Source organism: Nostoc sp. NMS8 (assembly GCF_017115045.1).
Classification (GTDB): domain Bacteria; phylum Cyanobacteriota; class Cyanobacteriia; order Cyanobacteriales; family Nostocaceae; genus Nostoc.
On sequence record NZ_JABXKK010000108.1, the window covers coordinates 1 to 21663 of the forward strand.

Here is a 21663-nt window from a genome sequence, read left to right on the forward strand (position 1 = left end):
GAAACTGGTTTGCAAACTGCTGCTACTGTACCTCATAAACCTGCAATCTGCTGTATAACTAACATACAACTTTTAGAACGCCTGAATCAATCTACAGAACCCCTAAAACAGTCGCTCTATCCAGATGAGTTTAATAAAAAACAACTTCAAGAACACCTAAATCAATTTACAGAACCTACAGAACAGTCTCTTTATCCAGATGACTTTAAAGCGCTAATTGAAGAAAAAACTAAGGCATTTTGCGGACGAGTATTTGTATTTAAGGAGTTTGATGATTTCCTCAAAAAGTATCCTAAAGGTTATTTTACCGTGATTGGGGATGCGGGGATGGGGAAAAGTGCGATCGCGGCCCAATCCGTATCAAAATAGTTCTGGAAAATTGGCGTGAGTTTTTAACACTCCAGGAAATCGATGGAGAAATCCACTACAGTTTTTATCATTCCAGCTTTCGAGATTTCTTAAGCAAGCAAGTAAATTTTGGTTAGCGATAGTTAGGCTGGTGAAAGCCAGTTGTTACCCTGGATATACTTCTTGTACACACTTTTTTATAAGAAGAATTCAGAACTCAGGAGTCAGAATGGGCTAAACCTTAGCTATCCGCTAACAGTATGAATTCTGTACGAGTGGGTGATAGCGCCGGCGGCAAACGAGTCCGCGATAGCGAGTATTTTCGAGTCGCGTCTGAATATTGGTTAAAAGCGAGTGGAATGGTGGGCGAAAAAAATTAAAATATTCTCGCCTTAAAACTCTATCCCTTTATGGGTAGAGTATTCTGAATTCTGACTCCTGTTTTATCAAGTCCGGCTAATTAGTTTTAATTCTCAAATCTATGCAGCAAGCCCACAAGCCCTTCTCCTCTGCTCCTCTGCACCCCTGCTGCCTTAATGATAAGTCTTTAACCGGACATGATATTCCCCGATCGCTCCATCCATCTCTACCCCTTACCGCTCTTGCGCCCATGCAGGATGTGACAAACCTCTGGTTTATGAAGGTTATTGCCCACTACGGCAGCCCTGACTACTTTTTCACTGAATATTTCCGTGTCAATGATACTTCACGGCTCAATCGTCATATTTTGGCATCAATCACTGAAAACGACACAGGTCACCCCGTTTTTGCTCAAATGATTGGCGAAAGCATTCCAGACTTAGTAAGAACAGCAAAGGAACTCTGTAGCTATAATATCGCTGGAGTTGACTTGAACCTGGGCTGTCCCGCACCGAGAATCTATCGCAAAAATGTTGGGGGTGGATTGCTGCTCTTACCAGAAAAAGTGGATCGGATTTTAGGAGAACTGCGCCAAGCAGTGAACGATCGCCCTTTAACCGTTAAGATGCGCGTCGGCTTTGAAAATACAGATAACTTTTATGAAATTCTAGATATGATTAATCGCCACAGCATCGATTTGCTGAGTTTGCATGGTCGCACAGTCAAAGATATGTACCACGGAGCAGTGAAATATGATTTGATTGGCGAAGCGGTAAGACGAGTCCATTGCCCAGTGCTGGCCAATGGCAACATTCACTCTGCAAAAACTGCTCTTGAGGTGCTTTCTCAAACAGGCGCGGCGGGTGTGATGGTAGGACGCTGGGCAATCGGGAATCCTTGGCTTTTTAATCAGATTCGGCAGGCTTTGCGAGGAGAGGCGATCGCACCTGTTCCTTTAGTGGAGGTACGCAACTATATTGAGCGGCTATGGCAAACCCCCACAGCAGCAACTATGCCAGAGCGCGCGCGCGTCGGCTATCTCAAAATGTTCCTCAACTACATTGCCCTGAGTATTGACGCTGAAGGTCATTTCCTGCGGCTGATGCGACAGACTCAAACCGAGGCAGAACTGTTTAACCTCTGCGATCGCATTCTCCTTACTGATTTGACAAAAACTTTAGCCCTAGCACCCTCCTTGAGCGTATAACTGCCATGCACGAAAATTCGTGAGAGAGTTGACCTGGGGAACATCCTAGAGTCAAGATAAAAGGGTTAGATATCTTGTCAAAGTACTAAGCACATCTAATAGATATCGCCTAATTTTCTTTCGTTTCCCTGTTTTAGGGTAAAGACGAAAGCTAGGGGCGATACTTATTAACGTGGCAAAAAACTTAAAAAAGTACGCACGGATTGCTAAAACGTGCCTGGACGCAGAGGGTTAAATGCGCTATTGCACCCCGATGAAGCGTCAAGAAATAGCTGATTAAATCAAATTCTAAGCGATTTAATCATATATTTTGTAGCAGATACTTGTGGAAAAGAAAATGCTAGGTGTAAATGTTGTTATGGAAGTTGGCGATCGCGTCCGCGTTAAAGATTCGGTAGTAGTGTATCATCATCCTGAACATCGGAATCAGGCTTTTGACATCCAAGGCATAGAAGGTGATGTAATCGGTATTGCCACCCAATGGCAAGGCAGACCCGTAAGCGCTAATCTGCCTGTTGTAGTCCAGTTTAGTAAAAAATTCAAAGCCCATTTACGTGAAAATGAGTTAGAAGTCATCTAAATCACTTATCGGCGGCGAAACCACTGAAAAATATTCAGTTCGCCGCGCATTCTTTTAAGTTCTTGGCGGTTTTGTTCTGCTGTTGTATAATACCAATCACAATGACGTTGAAACTCCGACCGCGATCGAACTTCGTGGTAAAACTGGTGAGTTGTTTGGTAAGAGGCAAAAGCTTCCTCAACTTGGGGTTGAGGGGATGGCATAATATAAGGTAAATTTTTAGACATAAAAATAAGATTTGGTAGAGACGCGATTAATCGCGTCTGTAAGGAATAGAGAGTTTTGAATTCACGTAATTACCGTACTTTGTAATTAATAACTCATAACTCACAACTCATAACTTTCTAGAAACTCTAACTTAATTAAAGCCAACCGCGTAAGCGATAGACAAAAGAACCAATATACTCTTTTAAAGCGATAGTAAATTGGTGTAAGTTGTCGGTATCAGGTAATAAATTCAGTATAGCGGCTTTGGGAGTGCTGCCGAGTTCTTGCAACTCACCCTCACTCACCAGAAAGTCAGTCGGTGCAGGAATAACATTGATTCCTTGACGCCGGAAAATCTGAAGCGATCGCGGTATATGCATTGCCGAAGTTACTAATAATACCTGACGAATGCCACGAGACTCCAAAATTTTTCGGACATTGACAGCATTTTGATAAGTATTGAGAGAGTCAGGTTCTTGAACAATTGCCTCAGATGGAATACCAATAGATGTGAGGATTGTTGCCATATCTGCCGACTCTGACGAACCACTGCCACGCCAATCAATGCGACCGCCGCTGAGAATGATAATAGGCGCTTTTTTCTGACGATAGAGTTGTGCAGCGTAGATAACGCGATCGCCTGCTTCACTCAAATCGACGGTAGGTCTTGGGGGAAAAGCTGATTTAGTTGCACCACCCAAGACCACAATCGCTTCTGCATTAGGTATTTGAGCGAGTGGAAGATTTTGCCATTCTAGCGATCGCACTAACAATTTAGCAATCCAGGCATTGCTACAAAATAGCAATAAAATTAGAGCAAAAGCAATTGCGATCGCCGCAGTCCGCGGTCGTCTCCACAACGTTACTAATGCTACCACCAAGCTTACACACGCTAATCCTAGTGGATAAAAAAATAGTGGCAGTAATTTGGATAGATATAAAAACATATTATTTATTGGGGCATGGGGAATGGGGCATGGGGCATAGGAGAGGAGGGAATGGGAAGCACAGGAAAAGTTGCAGTGAGTTTTTCCCCTCTACCTCTTTCAATGCCCAATGCCCTATTCCCAAATTACTACCTTTCCCAAAACTTGAAATTGAAACGACTTCCAGGGGCGCGACGGTAACGGCGGCCAGCCCTTCTTGTTTGACGTTTGTTGATCCTCTCATTCGTTGGTTCAACTTCGCCATTTTCTGGTTCTTCAACTTGCAACTGAGTTCTAGTTTCTTCTTTACTTCCCCACCAAGCAGTAATCCAGCCTCCAGCTAAAGCGCCTATTCCACCTAGTAAGATACTCATAGGTGCTGGATAACCCAGATAAACAAAACCCAGCATGAAAAATAACCAGTATTTCAATCCTGTATCGACACCATCAGAGGAAGCGACTGCTGGAGCCTGGGGGCTATTATCAGTTACATTGGTGATCCAGCTTAAAATGAAACCGCCCATAATTCCTAAGAAGATACTCAGGGCTGGTGCGGAGCCGGTCATAATTAATATAAATGTTAAAAATGCCCCAAATAACAGTTGAGAAAAGAAGCTAGGAGAAATACTGAAAAAGTCGTTCTTTTTGTCTGCCATAGAATAAAAAACTAACTAATTACTAATTATGAATTCGTAATTGAATCGAAAATTACGAATTACGTAGCTTGCTTCTCGCCTTTGGCGAGTATTACGAATTACGGATTATTTTAATTGTGCCTGTTGTGTTTGAGTTGTATCCCAAATCTTTACATAAGGTTGTTCCTCTTCAGTAAAAGGTTCAGCTTGTTTGATTTGTGAGGCTAATAAATCGGCAGTGGCATCAGCAATATCACCAGTGCGATTATTCAAACGCTCTTTTAGAACTTCAAGGGGTGCTGTGCATTGAATAATCTGAATAGGAAGTTGATGCTTTGTAGCTTGTGCGATCGCTTCTTGCCGTAAATGTTGTCTATCATACTTGGCGTCCAAAATCACCGAAAAACCTTGTTTAGCCAAGATAATTCCCAATTCTAACAGCCGTGTGTAAGTTTTCTCGGTCATCTCCGGCGTATACAAATCATCGCCACCCTTTTCCCACAAAGGAATTCCCCCTAAATGCTTCCGTACCGCATCCGAACGCAGGTGAATCGCTCCCTGTTGACGCGCTAAAGACCTTGCTGTGGTACTTTTACCAGAACCCGACAACCCCGACATCAAAATTAGTTGTCCCTGGTTTGGTTTAGTGTATTCCCAAGACTGTTTGTAATAATCAGCAGCAGTTTTTGTTGCTTCTTCCTTTACTGTCGTAGGTACGCTTGGATCATCTAACAAAAATGATGTCACCTTAGCTCGGACGTAAGCCTGACGACTTAAATACAAAGGCAACACTTGTAAGCCTTCCCAGTCACCAGTTTGCTCTATATACGAATTCAAAAACGCATTACCCAAATCTTTGCGTTGGCGAGCTTCCAAATCCATCACCGTGAATGCCACATCGTACATCACATCGACAAAGCGGAACGGCTCATTAAACTCAATGCAATCGAACAACAAGATTTTATCGTGCCACAAGGCAATATTTCTCAGGTGTAAATCCCCGTGACATTCACGAATATAGTCGTTGTGAATTCTGCTAGCAAATAATTCTGGACGTTCGGCAAAAAATTTATCTGTATATTGCTTTGTTTCTGTAAACTGCGTCTGCGTCTGGGGGCCGCCAATATACTTCTCACTTTGCTTATAATTCTCATCAAAGGCAGCCCGGACATTTGGCACTTCCCCAAAAGTACGAATATAATCATTCGTCTCTGCTTCAGCATGGTACTTAGCCACTACCCGCCCCAACTCATCTAGGCGTGTCTCGTTTAACTTACCCTCTTCAAAAAGCGTACTTAATAGCGACTCTTGAGGAAACTGACGCATCTTCAGCGCATATTCTACAGCCTCGCTCGTTCCCTCTAACTGATATTGCTCCTCAACCAAAGTTATGGGCAAAACTTCTAAATACAGTTCACCAGCACCTCGCTGATTTAACCGTAACTCTTCCTGACAAAAATGCTGCCGCTTATCTAAGGTGGAAAAGTCCAAAAAGCCAAAATTCACAGGTTTTTTCAGCTTATAAGCGTAATCCCCAGTTAACAGCAGATAAGAAGCGTGGGTTTGAATTAGTTGAATAGGTTCTGTTACCTTATGGGGATAAAATCTCGGCTGTAACATTTGCTGAATTAAAGCTGGAAGAGTCGCTTCTGTCATCTCTGTTCTCTGCGCTCTCTGCGCCTCTGCGGTTCAAATACAAAAAAACCAGGAGTTTCCCCCTGGTATCATCAAAAATTATTACACAGTTTAACTAGCTTAAGAAGCTGCTTCAGTTTCAGTTTCTATGCCAGCATCTTCAGCGCTAATTTGTGGTGGCAAAACGCTGACAACAAGTCGCTCTGATTCAGCTAGAGGTGTAACACCTTCAGGAAAGGGTATATCACTAATACTCAAGCTGTCTCCAATTTGCAGGTTAGAGACATCGATTTCAATTACATCTGGGATGTTTTCTGGCGCACAAGTCACTTGCAATTCAGTGACTACGGTGTCTAATACACCACCCTCTTGTTTAACACCAATAGCAGTTCCCACAAAACGCAGACGTACTTCTACGGTGGTGTCGCCGTGGCCGGCAACCGCGAAAAAGCTGAGGTGATAAGGCGTACCTTTGGCTGGATGGATCTGAAGTTCCCGCAGCAAGGTTTTGCCGCGCCAAGGTGCATCAGCAATATTCAACTCAATCAATGTGTTGTTAACGGAAGCTCTTTTGAGCAAACGTTCAACAGTTTTAGCTTCAATGGTCAAAGAAATAGATTCTGTACCCTTATGACCATACAAATTGCCAGGTATCAATCCAGCACGACGCAAGGCTCTTGGCTTGCTGCCTTCTGGACGTTTTTGAGATTCGACTGTAATAGCCATAGAAGTTGTCCTTTGTCAGTTGTCAGTTGTCCTTTGTCCTTTGTCATTAGTCATTTGCTAATGACCAATGACAAATGACTAATGACTAAATTTACGCACTAAGTAGGGTAGCAGGTGTCCCGTCGGGGTGCAATAAAGCGCGTTTGGGCCCGTGGATGGGGTCTTCTACGATTATGGTTTGATCGCGGCTGGCTCCTAGTGAGACGATCGCGATCGGAACTTCCATCAATTCGGCTAAGAATTTGAGATAGTCCAATGCCCGTTTTGGCAAGTCTTCTAGGGTGCGGCAGTCAGTTGTTGACACTTGCCATCCTGGTAAGGTTTTGTAGATGGGGCGACATCTCGCAAATTGACGGGAACTGGTGGGGAAGTGTTCGCTGCGTTGTCCATCTATGTCATAAGCGACACAAACTTGGATTTCCTCTAATTCATCGAGAACATCTAGTTTGGTCAGCGCCATACAATCCATGCCGTTAATCCGCACGGCATAGCGACCAATGACAGCATCAAACCAGCCACAGCGCCGTTTGCGCCCGGTGGTTGTGCCAAATTCGGCACCGCGATCGCACAGTAACTCTCCCAACTCTCCATGTAACTCAGTGGGAAATGGCCCCTCTCCGACACGGGTTGTATAGGCTTTTGACACCCCAATTACCCGATCGATCATTGTCGGCCCTACCCCTGTACCAACACAAGCCCCACCTGCTACCGGGTTAGAGGAGGTTACATAAGGATAAGTTCCATGATCTAGATCGAGGAGCGTACCTTGTGCGCCTTCAAACAAAATATTGCGCCGTCGCTGAATCGCATCGTATATTTTCAACGATGTATCAATAACATAAGGGCGCAAGCGTTCTGCATAACCCAAATACTGCTCAATCACCTCTTGTGGATCTAGAGGCGGCAAGTTGTAAAGCTTTTCTAAAATGACGTTTTTATAATTAATCGTCCACTCTAACTGCTCGCGTAGCTCGTCCGGGTTCATCAAGTCTAAAACCCGAATGCCTGTACGCTCAGATTTGTCAGCATAAGTCGGCCCAATGCCCCGACCTGTTGTGCCGATCTTATGGCTTCCCCTTCGTTCTTCCGATGCCTGGTCAATCAACCGATGATAAGGCATGGTTACGTGGGCTGTCTCAGATATCAGCAGGTGGTCAGTGGAAATATTTAAATCTTTTAGTTGGTCGATTTCTGCGATCAAAATCTGTGGATCGATCACTGTTCCACAGCCGATAATGCAATCGGTATTTGGATACAAAATACCAGAGGGAATCAAGTGCAGTTTAAAGGTCTGACCTTTGACTACAATCGTGTGTCCAGCGTTGACACCCCCTTGGTAACGCACCACAACATCTGCGGAACGACTGAGTAAGTCAGTTATTTTACCTTTTCCTTCATCGCCCCATTGGGCACCTATGACAATGACGTTAGCCAAGAGCTTATATTAAGAAGTAAAGTTTCCACAAACTATTATTATTGACACATTGTGTGAATCATGTCAATCATAAAATTTCTCTAATTTATCGGATTTTTTGAATTTCACTTTTGAATTGGAAGTGCGCTGACAGTATTTTTCATGTATTTGAACTACATCTGTCGTCAGGGCACAGCATGTCTATTTAACTGAAAATAGCTGTAAATTAACGTGAGTTCGACGAATCAGATAGTGTCCATCTAATTAGCCGTAAAAAAGACCTCTCCCTGGTTTTACTATGCAAAACCGTCCCTCTCCGAGTCGGAGCTACGGTGTACACACATCTTTCTAGAAAACCAAAATCGTTCTAGATCCCCCTAAATCTCCCTTAAGAAGGGGGACTTTGAGAGCTTTTTGCCCCCCTTAAAAAGGGGGGTTGGGGGGATCAAAAGCCTGTAACACAGCTATAGAAAACTTGTGTGTACACCGTAGCCGACTCGGAGAGGGACAGACTTGAACTTTAGTTCAAGGCAGGGAGAGGTTTATCGAACTCACGTTAAATTATAAGTGCAAGCTGCTATAGATATAAATTTATTGAAAATGGCAGAATGACTCTAAAAGTAGTTCCCACATCGATCGCACTTTCGACTGTTATTTCGCCGCTATGCGAATCTACAGCTTGCTTGACGATGGACATTCCTAATCCCATTCCTGGGATATTGCCTGCATTACTAGCGCGATGGAAGGGTTCAAAGATGTGTTCGATGTCAGAAGGGGGAATGCCAATACCAGAATCTTGAGTCTGGAATATGGCTTGCTCGTTGGTAGTGGTGACAGAAAACTTAACTGTGCTACCAAGGGGAGAGTATTTTAGACAATTTGACAATAAATTACTTAAGATTTGCCGCAGTAGTTTAGCGTCTAAGTTAGCCAGGGTGCATTGGCATTCGCTGCTAAAAGCGATCGCATGTTGTGAGCGATCGCTCTGTTGTAATTCTTCTAAGAGATCGCGGCAAAATTCCACCAGATTTATAGGTGTTGGATTAAACTCTAACTTACCTGTTTCATCCTGACTCAGTACCAATACATCATTCAACAACTGGGTTATATGCATAACTGATGTTTGAATACGACGTAGGTGGGTTTGTTGTCGCTGTTCACTCCAGAGGTGGCGATAATGTTCTAATAGTTCCGCAGAAGAGTGGATGGTAGCCAAAGGGGTGCGAAACTCATGGGAGGTGACGGTGAGCAAGCGAGATTTAAGTTCACTAAACTCCCTTTCTTTGGCAAGCGCTTGTCGCATCGCCTGTTCTGCCCATTGCAGCTTGGCTTGGGTTCGCTTATTTTCGCTAATATCCCGCAATATCCAGCGCAGACCAACTAAGTTACTATCTTGATTACGGATTGCAACCACTTTAACCGCAGCAATAATGGGAGTGTTGTTACGTGGCCGCAGATTTACTTCCCATTCTTGCATTTTCCAGTCTGGGAATTGGGCGCGATCGCGCAGATAAGTTAGTTTTAAATGAAAAGCTATCAGTTCTTTCTCAAGCACAAACGCCCCTATGGGTTTGCCCAACAACAAACTTTTGGAAATATTCAGCAGATTGGTGGCGGCTGAGTTAGCTTCTTGAATTACCCCTTTTGTATCAGTCACAAAATATGCGTCTGGTACTTCTTCAAATAGTTCTTGGTAGCGTTGACTTTCTGCTACCAAGGCCTGTTGAGTGTTATGTAATTGTTGATTCTGCTGCTTTAAATCTTCATTCACTAATTGTAGTTCTTCCAAAGCTAGGTAGACTTCTTTGAATACTGCGGCGAGGAGTTCAATATCTGCCTGTGCTTTTTGCTGTTCACTCTGACGTTGCAAAAGGGCGACGCGATTACGCATATTCTGTATCTGCAAGGCTAAATCGTCCAAATTCACGCTCTTGCTCCTAATTTCTAAAGTTGGGTTTTTTCTGAGATTCCCTACTTAGACGATCTTATGGCAATTGACACGATCGTCAGCGACTTCTCTACCACCGATATCGAAGATAATTGCGATCGCATCAGATCGCCGATAATCTACTGAAAGCTATTGAATACCTTGAAGATATTCGCCGAGATTTTGAGACTTCCAAGAAATAAATGATCTAAAACACGTCATTGCGTTCGCGTAGCGTCTCGTAGAGAAGCAATCGCAAAGACTGGGATTGCTTCGCTTCACTCGCAATGACAATTGTGCATTTTTTACTTGGAGTACTCTTTACTGAATTGATCTCGAAGGTCTGCCCATTTAACGCCTGCGAGGCTGGGTAAAACAACATGAGCGGCTCCAACTCGTTCAACGGGGCCGAGTCCTACAGCCCACATACCAGCAGCTAGGGCTGCATCAATACCGGCTGCGGCATCTTCTACAACGACAGATTGCTCTGGTTTAATTCCTAGTTGCTTGGCTGCGTACAAAAATAAGTCTGGTGCTGGCTTTGGTTCCTGTACACTGTAACCGTCAGCGATCGCATCTACTTTGTCTACAATGCCTAATCGCTCTAGCACTGTCCGGGCATTTTTGCTGGCTGAACCAATACCAATTTTAATCCCAGCTTGCCGCAGTTCATCCAAAAGGGCGATCGCACCTGGTAACAAATCCTTGGGTGTCATGTTTTGGATTAACTCTACATAGTAGCGATTTTTACGCTCCATCATCTCCTGGATTTGTGCTTCTGAATAAGGTCTATCGCCAATAATCAGCATCAGGGAAGCACGACGGGATACACCCCGCAAAGCTTCGTTCGCTTCCCGATTAAACGGTATACCCTCTTCATCTGCTAGCTTTTTCCAAGCTAAGTAGTGAACTTCTGCTGTATCTGTTAGCACACCATCTAAATCGAAGATGAATCCTTGGATATTGGGGATTGGGGGGGATGAAGAGGCAAGGGAGCAGGGTGCGGGGTGCAAGGGGGATGAAGAAAAATCTCCTCTTTCTCCTTTTTTCCCAATTTCTTCTTCTTCCTGCCCCCTGCTCCCTGCCCCCTGCTCCCTGCCTCCTGCCTCCCCTACTCCCCCAGTCCCCAATCCCTTCAAATCAAACTCGTGCCATTTCCCTTGCCAGTGCAGTTTAAACTTCAGGCGCGTCCAGCCTGGGGGGAGGTGAGGATTGGCTACGGGGCCATTTTCGGTGAGTTGGATGCCGCCGAATCCAAAAATTACAGCTTGCCAAATACCACCAGCACTAGCACCGTGAATTCCATCCCTGGTGTTGCCTCGGTTATCTTCAAGATCAACCATTAAGGCTCGCATAAACTGTTCGTAAGCTTCGGTTGATTTGCCCAAGTCAGAAGCTAAAATCGCCTGAACTGATGGGCCAAGAGAGGAACCATAGGTAATATCAGTGCGGGGTGCGTAGTAGTCCCAGTTTATCTGCAATGCTTTTTCGTTATAGGGAAAATCTGCTGATTCCCGCATTAAATATAGGAGCATTAATATATCTGGCTGCTTGATTACTTGATATTTATTGATTTGATCGACACCTAAAATAGCCTGCATGGAGCGATCGCGTGGTTCATAATCTGCTAAGTTGATATCTTCCAATTGAAAAAATCCCTCGAACTGCTCGATTAATTCTGTTGATGGGTCATAGAGAAGCAATATTTTAGCGATGATGTCTTGCCAGTGCGTTCGCTCTTGGGAGGTGAGTTGCAGTTTCGCCTCTAGTTCAGTCGCTCGTTCGGGAAATTTGTGAACTAACCAGTCATAAACTGCGATCGCTTTCTCTAGATGCCATTGCGCCATACGGTTTGTAAAGGCGTTATTGTGGACTAATTCATGATATTCATCCGCTCCGATTACTCCCCGAATTTCATACTTTTCACGCTCAGGATTGAATTCCACCCGGCTACTCCAAAAGATTGCCGCATCCAAGATTACCTCTGCGCCATACTTTTGCATCCACTCATCATCAGCAGTAGCTTGCCAGTAATTCCAAATCGCGTAGGGGATATCTGCATTAATATGAATTTCGCGATCGCGGCACCAAATTCGCACATCTTCACCGTAAAAATCACTGCCGATAGCCCAACGGGGTGTAACTTCATCACCAGTCTCAGCACTTTCCCAGGCAAACATTGCCCCTTTATAACCGTAATGAATTGCCTTGCGTCTAGCTCCTGCTAAGGTGTGCCAACGGTAACTGAGTAAGTTCCGGGCGATCGCTGGTTGGGTAAACAGAAATAAGGGCTGCATAAAAATTTCTGTATCCCAAAAGATATGACCGCGATAGCCAAACCCAGAAAGGGTTTTAGCGGGAATGCTCACTCTATCGTCATTCCAGGGAGCAGCAATCAGCAATTGAAACAGATTGTAGCGAACTGCAAAAGTAGCTGTGCTATCCCCCTCAATCAGGATGTCACTTTGCTGCCAAACCTCATTCCATGCTTGCTCATTGGCTTTTAGTAATGTTGTGTAATCTGGCAGGTGCGCGAGTTTTTCTTGAGCGGCTGTGACTGGTGTTTCTATCTCCCGTGAGGTAAAAACTGCCACAATTTTTTGCACTGTTACGGTCTGTTGCGCTTTCGCAGAGAAGGACGTGCTTAAGGTGGGATAACCAGGTGCGGTATTAACTTGCAAAGATGCTTCACTACCTGATATTGTCACCTTAGCTGCCATACCGAGTTCAATTCGGGAATTGCGGGTGCGGCGTTGCAACCAAATTCCTTGGTCGATTTTGCCTTGATCTAATCCTTCCCAGTGATTAAAACCTTGATTTTCGGGATAGCCATTGATACTAGCTTGAACTTCAATTAACCCCTCAAAATCTACTGGCGTTAAATGGCAGCGTAACGCCAACACGTGCGGATCTGCCAGACTAGCAAAGCGTTCAAAGCTGATATCTATAGTATTCCCACTGGGAGAGCGCCAACGTAAGGCACGAGTCAGCAATCCTTGGCGTAAATCAAGCTGTCGCTCGTAGTGCAATATTTCACCTTGATCGAGACGGAAGCGATCGCCATTTACAATCACTATCAAGGGTAGCCAGTCAGGGCAATTTACCAGTTCAGTGTATACCACTGGCACATCATCGTAGACACCGTTTATAAAAGTAGCTGGCGATGCATGAGGATAACCCTCTTCAAAACTACCTCTTGTTCCCAGGTATCCATTACCGATTGTAAAGACAGTTTCTTTGGACTGTAATTGCTCAGGATCAAACTGGGTTTCGATTAATATCCAATCTGTATAGGTAAATTGGGGCATGGGGCATTGGGCATTGGGCATGGGAATTAGGGATTGAGGATTTTGAGGTAAATGAATAAGTCTTTTAACTCCGTTAATGAGTCTTTGAGATAGATGAACGGAGTTCTGAGGTAGATGAACGGAGTTCCGAGGTAGATGAACGGAGTTCCGAGATAGATGAACGGAGTTCCGAGGTAGATGAACGGAGTTCCGAGGTAGATGAACGGAGTTCCGAGGTAGATGAATGGAGTTCTGAGGTGGATGAACGGAGTTCTGAGGTGGATGAACGGGGTTCTGAGGTAGATGAATGGAGTTCTAACCCCAATGCCCAATCCCCATTCCCCTCATCCCCCCTTATGCTTTTCCAAAATCTTCTCAACTCTGGGCTTATAAATGAGATGAAATAAGGTTTCCATGTACCGATCTCTGGCTTCGTTATTTTCTGGAGCAACAAAGTTCCAAAAACTAAACATTTTATTCAGCAGTAGTAATTGATTGCTATGTAAATGCCAATTATATTTATGATGAATTCGCTGACTCATCCATTCTGAAACTTCTTGCCAGTGTTCAGCACGAGTATCACATTGTTCAAGGAAGTCTAAAATTTTATTTGCTGTTCCTTGCAAGTCTGTGGGATTAACATGAAATCCATTTTCTTGGTTTTCGATAATTTCTGAAGAACCACCAAACTGAGTAGTGAAAGTTGGCAAGCCGGAAATCATCGCTTCTAAAATACTCCGTCCGAAGGATTCAAAGCGAGCAAAATGGACATAGATTCCTTGAGAATCTGCAACTACTCGGTAGGCTTCACCGAGTTCAGTGCTAGGAATACGCATCCCCACCCAGCGAATCTTGCCATTGAGATGATATTCATTAATAATCTCGTGGAGTTTTTGAATTTCTTCTGCTTCTTGTGAGTTTATAGCTTCATCTTGATGCAGTTTACTAGTTAAGATAATCAGATTACAATGCTCTTGTAATGCCTGATTCTTACCAAAGCATTCAGCTAAACCAGTGAGATTATTGATTGAATTAATAGTATCAACGGCAAAGATTGGTCGCTTGTTGGGGCGATCTAAATGACCTAATATTTGGGAGTCTTCGCGGCTAAAGAGTAAGTTGTGGACTTGTTTACGCAGGTGAGAATCTCGGTTTTCTTTTTGGCTATAGGGAAAGAAAATATTTTCATTTACTCCCGGCGGCACTAAGTTGAATTTAGGACTAAACAAATCAATGCCATCAACTACATGATACAACTGCGGCATCGTAAACCATTTATACGATTCGTATTGACCGATGGTGTCAGGTGTACCGACAATTTCTTGATAGGACGATGTGATGATAAAGTCAGCTGCATTCATGCTAATCAAATCGGCGGTGAATTGTACCGAGAAATGATATTGCTCTTCTAAATCTTGCCAGTATAAATTGCTAAATAGATATTTAGGTTTTGCCAAGGAATGAGCAATGTTGCACTGGGTAACTTTCATCCGGCGAGAGAGGAGAAAGGCTACTAAGTTACCGTCGCTGTAGTTACCAATAATCAGATTAGGTTTGACTTTAAATTGAGCTAGTAATTCTTTTTCTGCATCAATCGCAAATTGTTCTAAATAAGGCCAAATCTCAAATTTAGAAATCCAATTGTTGGTAATTTCGGGATTGAATTCACCAAAAGGAACACGCAATATCCAAGCATTCTCAGTATCTTGAACTTTTTCTAAGTGCAGGTTACAAAATGTCCCTTCACAGTTAGGAATTAGCCGGGTGAGAATAATAATATGGGGTTTAATGCCTAGTCGGTCGAGTCCAGCGAGTTTGATTTGTTCACTTAGTTCGTTTTCTAAGCTGCGTGCTTGTTCGAGGACATAGATAACTTGACCGAGTGTTTCATCTCTTCCTAAAACATCTTCCTGTCCCACCCAGCCGTGGACAGAAACGAGAACGACGCGAAAGACTGCGGGGACACGGGCCACAAAGGCTTCTAAAATGCCGGGTTCTGGGGAGTAAATGAGTCGGTCGAGGAGTTCTAAGGTTTCAGAGACTCGCGCCGCAGTGTTACCCCAACCTGGCTCAAAGCCTAATTCTTGGAGATCAGAGCTAAATTTTTCATAAGGTTCATGAGGCGATCGCTCACTCAGCAATTTGAGCGCTGGTTTAATTTGTTTGGCTAACTGAATACCGGAGTCAATGCGATCGCTCAACAACAGGCGAATACCATTGCATTGCAGTCCGTGTAATGCTTTAAATAACATTTCTACCCAATATTTAGGGTCAGTCAGCAATTGATTGCACAGATAACGGTTGAGGAAGGCTAAACCTTGACCGATATTTCTGGCGTCATCGATTCTTGAGGAATTTTCATAAAAGGGGTGGAGGTCGATTTCGAGGATGTCGGGTTGGTAGCGGTTGACTAGGCGATCTCTCACATCTAACAGCGCTTGAGGCGTCATCTGCTCGAACTTGCTAAAGTCGGCTGTCAGTTTCCAAACTTCTTGGCTAGCAATCTTCGGTCGAATTACAAACCAAGTACTTTCCTCTTCAATAATTATTTCGTGGGTATATTGTATCAGTTTGCCAAAAGAAGAAGAGTAATAAAAATAGGCTGGCTTTTGAGATTGATTGCAGTAATCAGCAAAAACTTGCAAAATCTCGTTTCTCAGAAAGTAACGTTTACCTGAAGCGCTCAACGCATAAATAAACTGATTCGCATCAGTTTTTTCCTCACCGTTGATGACAGCTTTAACTAGTTCATACATGATGACGAATTCCAGAAATTTAGTTAGGTTACGACCTCATTTTTCTCTCTAGTTTTCGGTTCCCTGAGGTACATTTCCCTCGCTATTTTAAATAGCTATAAAAATGTTTGCGTCTAGCTTTGGGGTGAAACGCAGCGAGTCGATAGGGTTAGGGACTGGGGACTTCTGGATATGTCTAATTAATTTAGGTAAGAATGTCCACTAGTTTACGATCTAAAATCATCAGTAGATAGCTATATCAAGCCGAAATTAATAACTTTTTGCAGGGCTTTTTCAAATGCCATACCTTGCTTGAGGGCAATATACAACAATGTGATCGCGGCTGAACGAATTGAATTATCACAATGTATCAGTATTGGTTTGGGTAATTCAGTGATGGTCTGATATATCTGAAGCGTACTTTGATAATTAATGTCTTCAGGTCTAGTTGGGATACTCATTACTCCTGAACAGGTGATGTAAACTGTTCAATAATTCTCTAGCAGTATAGGGTTTTAATAAAACTGCTTGCACATTAACATCAGCAGCTTGAGTAAAGACCTCTATTGAGTTCAGCCCACTACAGGCAATAATTTGAACCTGCTGGTTTATTTTTTGCAAGGTGCGAATGGCGGTAATTCCATCCATTTCCGGCATCATTATATCCATCAATACAGCATTGATTTGATGCTTGTGTTGAGCATAAAGTGCGATCGCCTCGATGCCATTACTAGCAGTGAGTATTTTATAGTTATGGTTTTCTAGGATGATTGTGGCAATCTCCCGAATTTGGGCTTCATCATCTACAACTAAAATCAATTCTCCCTTTCCTGGAAGCAAATCTACGTCTTCTATCCTGAATGCTTGGGTTGCTTCTACTGCTGGTAAAAACAGGTCAAATTTGCTGCCTCTACCAACATTACTAGACACTTTGATAAAACCGTCGTGGCTTCTAATAATGCCTAGCACTGTTGAAAGCCCAAGTCCAGTACCTACGTTGACCTCTTTGGTGGTGAAAAATGGCTCAAAAACTCTATCTAATACTTCTGGCGGTATCCCAATTCCATTATCGGCAACGGTAATTACAATATAATGTCCAACTTTGGCATCGAGATTCATTCTGGTATAAGCTTCATCAATAAACTTATTTTCCGCAGAAATTTTGATATTGCCGCCATGAGGCAAAGCATCACGAGCATTTACTACTAAATTCATCAACACTTGATGTAGCTGTGTGGTGTCTCCAGAGATCGCCCAAATATCATCTGGGATAACCGTGCAAAATTCAATAGATTTGGGAAATGTATGTTTAGCAATTTGGATAATTTCTGAAATCAGGTACTTGACTTGGATAATTGTCGGCTCTCCTTTAAATCCCCGCGCAAAGGACAAGACTTGCTTCACTAAAGCTGCTCCCCGTCTGGCGTTAGCTTCTACAAGTGCCATTAATTGCCCAGAATGCTCTTCCTCTTGAAAAAATTTTCCCTGTAACAATTGAGCCGCTGCCAAAATTGGTGTCAATATATTGTTCAAGTCGTGGGCAATGCCACTTGCAAGAGTACCAAGGCTTTCCAATCGCTGAGTGCGAAAAAACTGCTCTTCGAGTTGTTTCTTTTCGGTGATGTCAGTGTCAACAGTCAAAATGGATTTGGGTTTTCCCTCAGAATCGCGCATCAATGTCCAGCGGCTTTCCACAACAATTTTCTCACCGGATTTTGTCACTTTATGTAACTCACCTTGCCATGAGCCATTCTCAATTACGCTTTTTAATGGTTTTTCTAGTTGGTGCTGAGTTCCTGCTGAATATAAAATCTCGTGGGTTTCTTTTCCCATAACTTCTGTAGAAAGCCAACCATACATCCGCTCTGCACCTTGATTCCAGAATAAGATTTGAGACTGGAAATCTCGAACTAATATGGCGTCGGTGGCAATATCAAGCAGAGCAGCTTGTTCGGAGATTTTTTGTTCTGCCAGCTTGCGCTCGGTGATATCTTCGGTAATGCCACCATAGTAGTTAACTTTTCCTTGGTCATCATAGACAGCAAAGCCCCGATTCCAAATCCAGCGCACCGATCCATCAGGTCGCAAAATCCGATATTCTGCTGAAATAGATTGACTACCACTAAGCAGTTGCTCGATTGATTGGGCAGCGCGATCGCGATCGTCTGGATGAACGGTGTCTAGCCAAGATGTTGGCTGTTCAAATAAACCCTGAGAAGATCGACCCCAAATCTTCTCATAAGCAGGACTAATATACAAAGGATGGAATAAATCTGCGCTACCAATCCAGATCGTGGCGTCGGTGTTTTCGGCAAAAGTGCGAAATTTCTCCTCGCTTTCAGACAATGCAGTTTCGGCAAGTTGGCGTTCGTGTAGTGCAGCTTTCTGTTCGGTAATATCTCTGGCTACCCCTTGTATTTCAATAACCTCTCCTTTGTCATCATGAATTGCGATCGCATTCCATTGAAACCAGCGTATACCGTTAACTGTCAATGAACGTCGCTCACAATTAGTCAAGAGATGGGATGAAGATTCTAAAACTGTCATACTTTCCACTACTAGAGGCAAGTCATCTGAGTGAAAAAACTGGAGAAATGACTGACCAAGAAACTCATTTTGTTTCCAGCCGAAGGTTTGACAAGCAGCCATATTGGCAAAGGTAATCTGTCCTTGCAAATCAATGCGGATAATTATGTCAGTTTGGCTTTCAACGAGTTGGCGATAGAGGTTTTCGCTTTGCCGTAATGCAACTTCTGCACCTTGACGTTCAATAATTTCTTGTTGCAATAGAACGTTAGATATCATAAGTTCTGCTGTTCGTTCTGCGACTCGTTGTTCTAACTTTTCGTAAGCTTGGGGTACTTCTTCTTTCAGGACTTGCTCTATCTCAATTAGCTCATTAACCGGCCTGAATTCATCTGTGGGTTTTTGTAAAAATTGCTGTAAGTCTTCAAATAACCCCAGCCTTTTTATCAGGTCAAAGGCTTGTAGCAAGCTAGTTTCAGTGATGACTCCTAATAATTGCCCGCGATCGTCTAAAACGGGCAGATGGCAAATACGATACTGATTCAATAACGATAAGGCTATAAAAATATCCTGAGAATCTGATTTTCTAAGGGTAAATACTGGCTGTACCATTACCTCAGCCATTGTCACCGTCGATAAATTTATTCCAGAAGCTATCAACATCAGGACATCTTTTTCTGTCAAAATACCTAATAAATCTGCTCCCTCTATAACCAAGATACAACTAGTTAACGGTTGATTTGCGGGGTTTAAATCTAATGAAACATTTAAGTTACTAAGTGCATAATTACTACATCTTTCCTGACTCATTAAGACAATAGCTTCGACGACAAAACCATCAGGACTGATCGTTAATGGAGAACGATTAATAACATGATTTAAACTAAGTAAGTTAAGCAGTTTATCGTTGAATTGCATGGCTAATCTGTCAATTTTAATTATCTTTTTTATATGAAGACGAACTAGTAGAAGCTAGCGCCAGCTAAAAGAAGTAAATTTTTGAAAATTAGGAATTATTTGTCTCCAATAAGTAGTCAATCAAATACATTGATCAAGGCATTCTATAACTCTTGCAAGACTAAATACAAAAGATGTAGTGCTTAGTAACTAAGCGAGGAAATACATAGAATTTTAGAGTCGTTAAACTCATTCTATTGTCAAATTAGAAATACATGGTCTGTTATCTTTAGGACTTACGCAAAACTATGCGCTGTAAAGGTAATTCATGTAGACACATACTCTTGGGTCGAAGCAAGCTATGTGGAGCATCTATCTGCGACATCCTGCGCGAACGTAGAGAAACAGTTTACCGCAGGGTATTACCCCTACAAAAAATCAGGGTTTCGGTTATTGTTTGCGTAAGTCCCGATCTTCGATAACGCCTTAATAGATGGTCTTGGTAATCTTGTTAGTATTAAATATTTGAAATCAATTAATCCTAGTAGCAGGGCGTTGAGCCAGTGCGATTATTACTTTTGTTGCTCTAAGCCGAGTTACTCAGCACTGTTTCGCTAACACAAAATTTATACGCTCATTCTGGCTCCTGAGTTCTAAATTATTCTTAATAAATGTTTTTATTTTGAGTATAAATAAATTTATTTGCTCTGTATCTCTATCGCATCCAGGGGAATCCAAATTATTGCTCCAGACCTATATATAAGGGCTTATAGGTCAAATTACTGTTAATTCCCACATTTATAGCTAAATAAATCTGATAGCATTACTTAAGAAATATGTATAAGTTTTGCAAGACTATTAAGTATTCTAACTTTACTCACAAGTTCCTCATATTTAAAGACTATAGTCAAAATATAGACAGACTTGTTTTTAATATTTACGGGCTTCTCAACTGGCTGCCCTGATTTGCAATAACACTTTTATTAACAGGATTTGAGAAAAATATGAATTACTGTCCTTGCTGCTCAAGTTTACTTTTAGAACATATACGCGGTGCAGAGACTTACTGGTTCTGTCGCCACTGCTGGCAAGAAATGCCTATTTATAATTGGAACGAATCCAGTTTTTTCGCCGATGCCGTCATGGGACAACTACCTAGAAAACCTCAAAAACAAAAACGTAAGAGTACTACTGTTTACGCAAGTCAATGGCAATCTATTACTGAATGGATTGGGCTAGAAGAATTGTCTACATAACACTAATGGACTGTGTAAGAACTTTCAAAGATTTGTATGTACACCGTAGTGGCGTGGCAAGCAAAACAATTGTGCATTAGACGTACGTTGGGGAGCCACTGCGTTGCGCGGGTTAAGAGCGTTGTAGCAAGTGGCGTTGGAGGCTTTGCATAACTCAACCTACGAATGACTGAATTCTGAATATCTCTAAGTTTCAATCTCAGATACATTCAAACCTGTTAACCTAGCTACCTGTTCTATTGTCATCCCCGACTCAAGTAAGTTGCGTGCAGTTTGTAATAACTGCGATTCAGCTTTGTCTGCCCTTTGGCGTTCCTTTTCTTCAGGAGTTGGCAGTAATTCCCCTGCCAAAATTGCCCAGCGTAACCAAGTAGCATTAATACCTTTATAACTTCCTTGCCATAACTGTAATGCTAACCCTAAAGATTGACTCACCAATTGATTTTGAGCATTTATTGCGATGGGTTGATAAGCTCCTTTTTCATTAGAGAAACCAGCCAAATCATTAGGGTTAAAAGGGTCATACCAGAAATATTCTGGGACACGCATTTGATTTTGATAAATTAGCTTTTTCTCATTTTTGTCTGCTTGAACTGTGCTGTCAGAAAGCAACTCAATAACTACATCTGGTGCTTTCCCCTCTTCCCAAACCACCCAACTGCGACGTTCTCCTTTTGGGACTCCTAACACAGCAAAAAAGTCTGGGCCTTTAAAGTCTTTGTTTCGCACCTGGGCCAGACTGTAGTAAACGAACATATTACCGCCAATAAACCCATCCTCTCGCTCTTCCAACCAAGGTATCAGGGCATCTATGAGTAAATCCATCTGGGCTTTGTGTCGTGGACTTTCCATCGGGATACCGTCATCGTCGGGTAATTCTGCTTGGGTGGGTGGGAGTTGAATATCTGGTGCAGCTAGGGTAGTTTCTGACATAGCTTTTCACCTTTTGGGTAAGCATGACGGATATTTTTATGTTAAGCGATCGCAGGAATTTCAG

At 42.8% G+C, this 21663-nt stretch carries 16 protein-coding genes and 1 pseudogene; 4 read left to right on the forward strand and 13 right to left on the reverse strand.

Annotation, left to right across the window (positions count from 1 at the left end; genetic code table 11):
- The 3 genes and pseudogenes from HWQ39_RS34485 to HWQ39_RS28740 form a co-directional block, all read left to right on the forward strand.
- Positions 1–369: pseudogene (locus HWQ39_RS34485) on the forward strand (hypothetical protein); the annotation flags it as partial.
- Between the two features lie 460 nt (positions 370–829).
- Entirely contained in the window at positions 830–1915 is a 1086-nt protein-coding gene (locus tag HWQ39_RS28735) for a tRNA-dihydrouridine synthase family protein (protein WP_292853054.1), read from the forward strand.
- 358 nt (positions 1916–2273) lie between these two features.
- On the forward strand, positions 2274–2495 hold the full coding sequence (locus HWQ39_RS28740) for a ferredoxin-thioredoxin reductase variable chain (protein WP_292853190.1): 222 nt from the start codon (positions 2274–2276) through the stop codon (positions 2493–2495).
- 5 nt (positions 2496–2500) lie between these two features.
- Here the strand turns inward: HWQ39_RS28740 and HWQ39_RS28745 are convergent, their stop codons facing one another.
- The 12 genes from HWQ39_RS28745 to HWQ39_RS28800 all read right to left on the reverse strand — a co-directional run bounded on the left by HWQ39_RS28745 (position 2501) and on the right by HWQ39_RS28800 (position 19431).
- Positions 2501–2722: a hypothetical protein gene (locus HWQ39_RS28745; protein ID WP_292853056.1), complete on the reverse strand. Its 222-nt coding sequence runs from the start codon at positions 2720–2722 to the stop codon at positions 2501–2503.
- Between the two features lie 135 nt (positions 2723–2857).
- Positions 2858–3649 (reverse strand): YdcF family protein, encoded by a 792-nt coding sequence (locus tag HWQ39_RS28750; RefSeq protein WP_292853058.1) that lies wholly within the window; start codon positions 3647–3649, stop codon positions 2858–2860.
- A 128-nt stretch (positions 3650–3777) separates the two neighbouring features.
- Complete coding sequence (locus tag HWQ39_RS28755; RefSeq protein ID WP_292853060.1) at positions 3778–4284, reverse strand: hypothetical protein; 507 nt, start codon at positions 4282–4284, stop codon at positions 3778–3780.
- Positions 4285–4389: 105 nt separating this feature from the next.
- Complete coding sequence (locus tag HWQ39_RS28760; RefSeq protein WP_292853062.1) at positions 4390–5919, reverse strand: AAA family ATPase; 1530 nt, start codon at positions 5917–5919, stop codon at positions 4390–4392.
- 99 nt (positions 5920–6018) lie between these two features.
- Entirely contained in the window at positions 6019–6624 is a 606-nt protein-coding gene (locus HWQ39_RS28765) for a 50S ribosomal protein L25/general stress protein Ctc (protein ID WP_292853064.1), read from the reverse strand.
- Positions 6625–6715: 91 nt separating this feature from the next.
- Complete coding sequence (locus HWQ39_RS28770; RefSeq protein WP_292853066.1) at positions 6716–8059, reverse strand: adenylosuccinate synthase; 1344 nt, start codon at positions 8057–8059, stop codon at positions 6716–6718.
- A 556-nt stretch (positions 8060–8615) separates the two neighbouring features.
- Positions 8616–9965, reverse strand: a complete 1350-nt coding sequence (locus HWQ39_RS28775; protein WP_292853068.1) for an ATP-binding protein — start codon at positions 9963–9965, stop codon at positions 8616–8618.
- A 305-nt stretch (positions 9966–10270) separates the two neighbouring features.
- The gene (gene pgmB, locus HWQ39_RS28780) at positions 10271–13273 is read right to left on the reverse strand and encodes a beta-phosphoglucomutase (RefSeq protein ID WP_292853070.1); all 3003 of its coding nucleotides are present in this window, start codon (positions 13271–13273) and stop codon (positions 10271–10273) included.
- Positions 13274–13346: 73 nt separating this feature from the next.
- Positions 13347–13577, reverse strand: coding sequence for a hypothetical protein (locus tag HWQ39_RS28785; RefSeq protein ID WP_292853072.1), 231 nt, complete (start codon positions 13575–13577; stop codon positions 13347–13349).
- Positions 13578–13596: 19 nt separating this feature from the next.
- Positions 13597–16008: a sucrose synthase gene (locus tag HWQ39_RS28790; protein ID WP_292853074.1), complete on the reverse strand. Its 2412-nt coding sequence runs from the start codon at positions 16006–16008 to the stop codon at positions 13597–13599.
- A 233-nt stretch (positions 16009–16241) separates the two neighbouring features.
- Positions 16242–16448, reverse strand: a complete 207-nt coding sequence (locus HWQ39_RS28795) for a hypothetical protein (protein WP_366932308.1) — start codon at positions 16446–16448, stop codon at positions 16242–16244.
- On the reverse strand, positions 16432–19431 hold the full coding sequence (locus tag HWQ39_RS28800) for a PAS domain S-box protein (protein ID WP_292853076.1): 3000 nt from the start codon (positions 19429–19431) through the stop codon (positions 16432–16434). Before HWQ39_RS28800 ends, HWQ39_RS28795 begins: the two co-directional genes overlap by 17 nt.
- 983 nt (positions 19432–20414) lie before the next feature.
- Between HWQ39_RS28800 and HWQ39_RS28805 the strand changes: the two genes are divergently transcribed.
- Positions 20415–20666 carry a hypothetical protein gene (locus HWQ39_RS28805; protein ID WP_292853078.1) on the forward strand — a complete coding sequence of 84 codons (252 nt, stop codon included), beginning with the start codon at positions 20415–20417 and terminating at the stop codon, positions 20664–20666.
- A 186-nt stretch (positions 20667–20852) separates the two neighbouring features.
- Here the strand turns inward: HWQ39_RS28805 and HWQ39_RS28810 are convergent, their stop codons facing one another.
- A complete protein-coding gene (locus HWQ39_RS28810; RefSeq protein ID WP_292853079.1) occupies positions 20853–21599 on the reverse strand; it encodes a Uma2 family endonuclease in 747 nt (248 codons plus the stop codon).
- Between the last annotated feature and the right edge of the window lie 64 nt (positions 21600–21663).

Coding starts and splice junctions, on each gene's coding strand:
- HWQ39_RS28810 (WP_292853079.1), bottom strand. CDS start 21,599: ATGTCAGAAACTACCCTAGCTGCACCAGATATTCAACTCCCACCCACC.
- HWQ39_RS28805 (WP_292853078.1), top strand. CDS start 20,415: ATGAATTACTGTCCTTGCTGCTCAAGTTTACTTTTAGAACATATACGC.
- HWQ39_RS28755 (WP_292853060.1), bottom strand. CDS start 4,284: ATGGCAGACAAAAAGAACGACTTTTTCAGTATTTCTCCTAGCTTCTTT.
- HWQ39_RS28750 (WP_292853058.1), bottom strand. CDS start 3,649: ATGTTTTTATATCTATCCAAATTACTGCCACTATTTTTTTATCCACTA.
- HWQ39_RS28745 (WP_292853056.1), bottom strand. CDS start 2,722: ATGTCTAAAAATTTACCTTATATTATGCCATCCCCTCAACCCCAAGTT.
- HWQ39_RS28760 (WP_292853062.1), bottom strand. CDS start 5,919: ATGACAGAAGCGACTCTTCCAGCTTTAATTCAGCAAATGTTACAGCCG.
- HWQ39_RS28800 (WP_292853076.1), bottom strand. CDS start 19,431: ATGCAATTCAACGATAAACTGCTTAACTTACTTAGTTTAAATCATGTT.
- HWQ39_RS28735 (WP_292853054.1), top strand. CDS start 830: ATGCAGCAAGCCCACAAGCCCTTCTCCTCTGCTCCTCTGCACCCCTGC.
- HWQ39_RS28740 (WP_292853190.1), top strand. CDS start 2,274: ATGGAAGTTGGCGATCGCGTCCGCGTTAAAGATTCGGTAGTAGTGTAT.
- pgmB (WP_292853070.1), bottom strand. CDS start 13,273: ATGCCCCAATTTACCTATACAGATTGGATATTAATCGAAACCCAGTTT.
- HWQ39_RS28795 (WP_366932308.1), bottom strand. CDS start 16,448: ATGAGTATCCCAACTAGACCTGAAGACATTAATTATCAAAGTACGCTT.
- HWQ39_RS28790 (WP_292853074.1), bottom strand. CDS start 16,008: ATGTATGAACTAGTTAAAGCTGTCATCAACGGTGAGGAAAAAACTGAT.
- HWQ39_RS28765 (WP_292853064.1), bottom strand. CDS start 6,624: ATGGCTATTACAGTCGAATCTCAAAAACGTCCAGAAGGCAGCAAGCCA.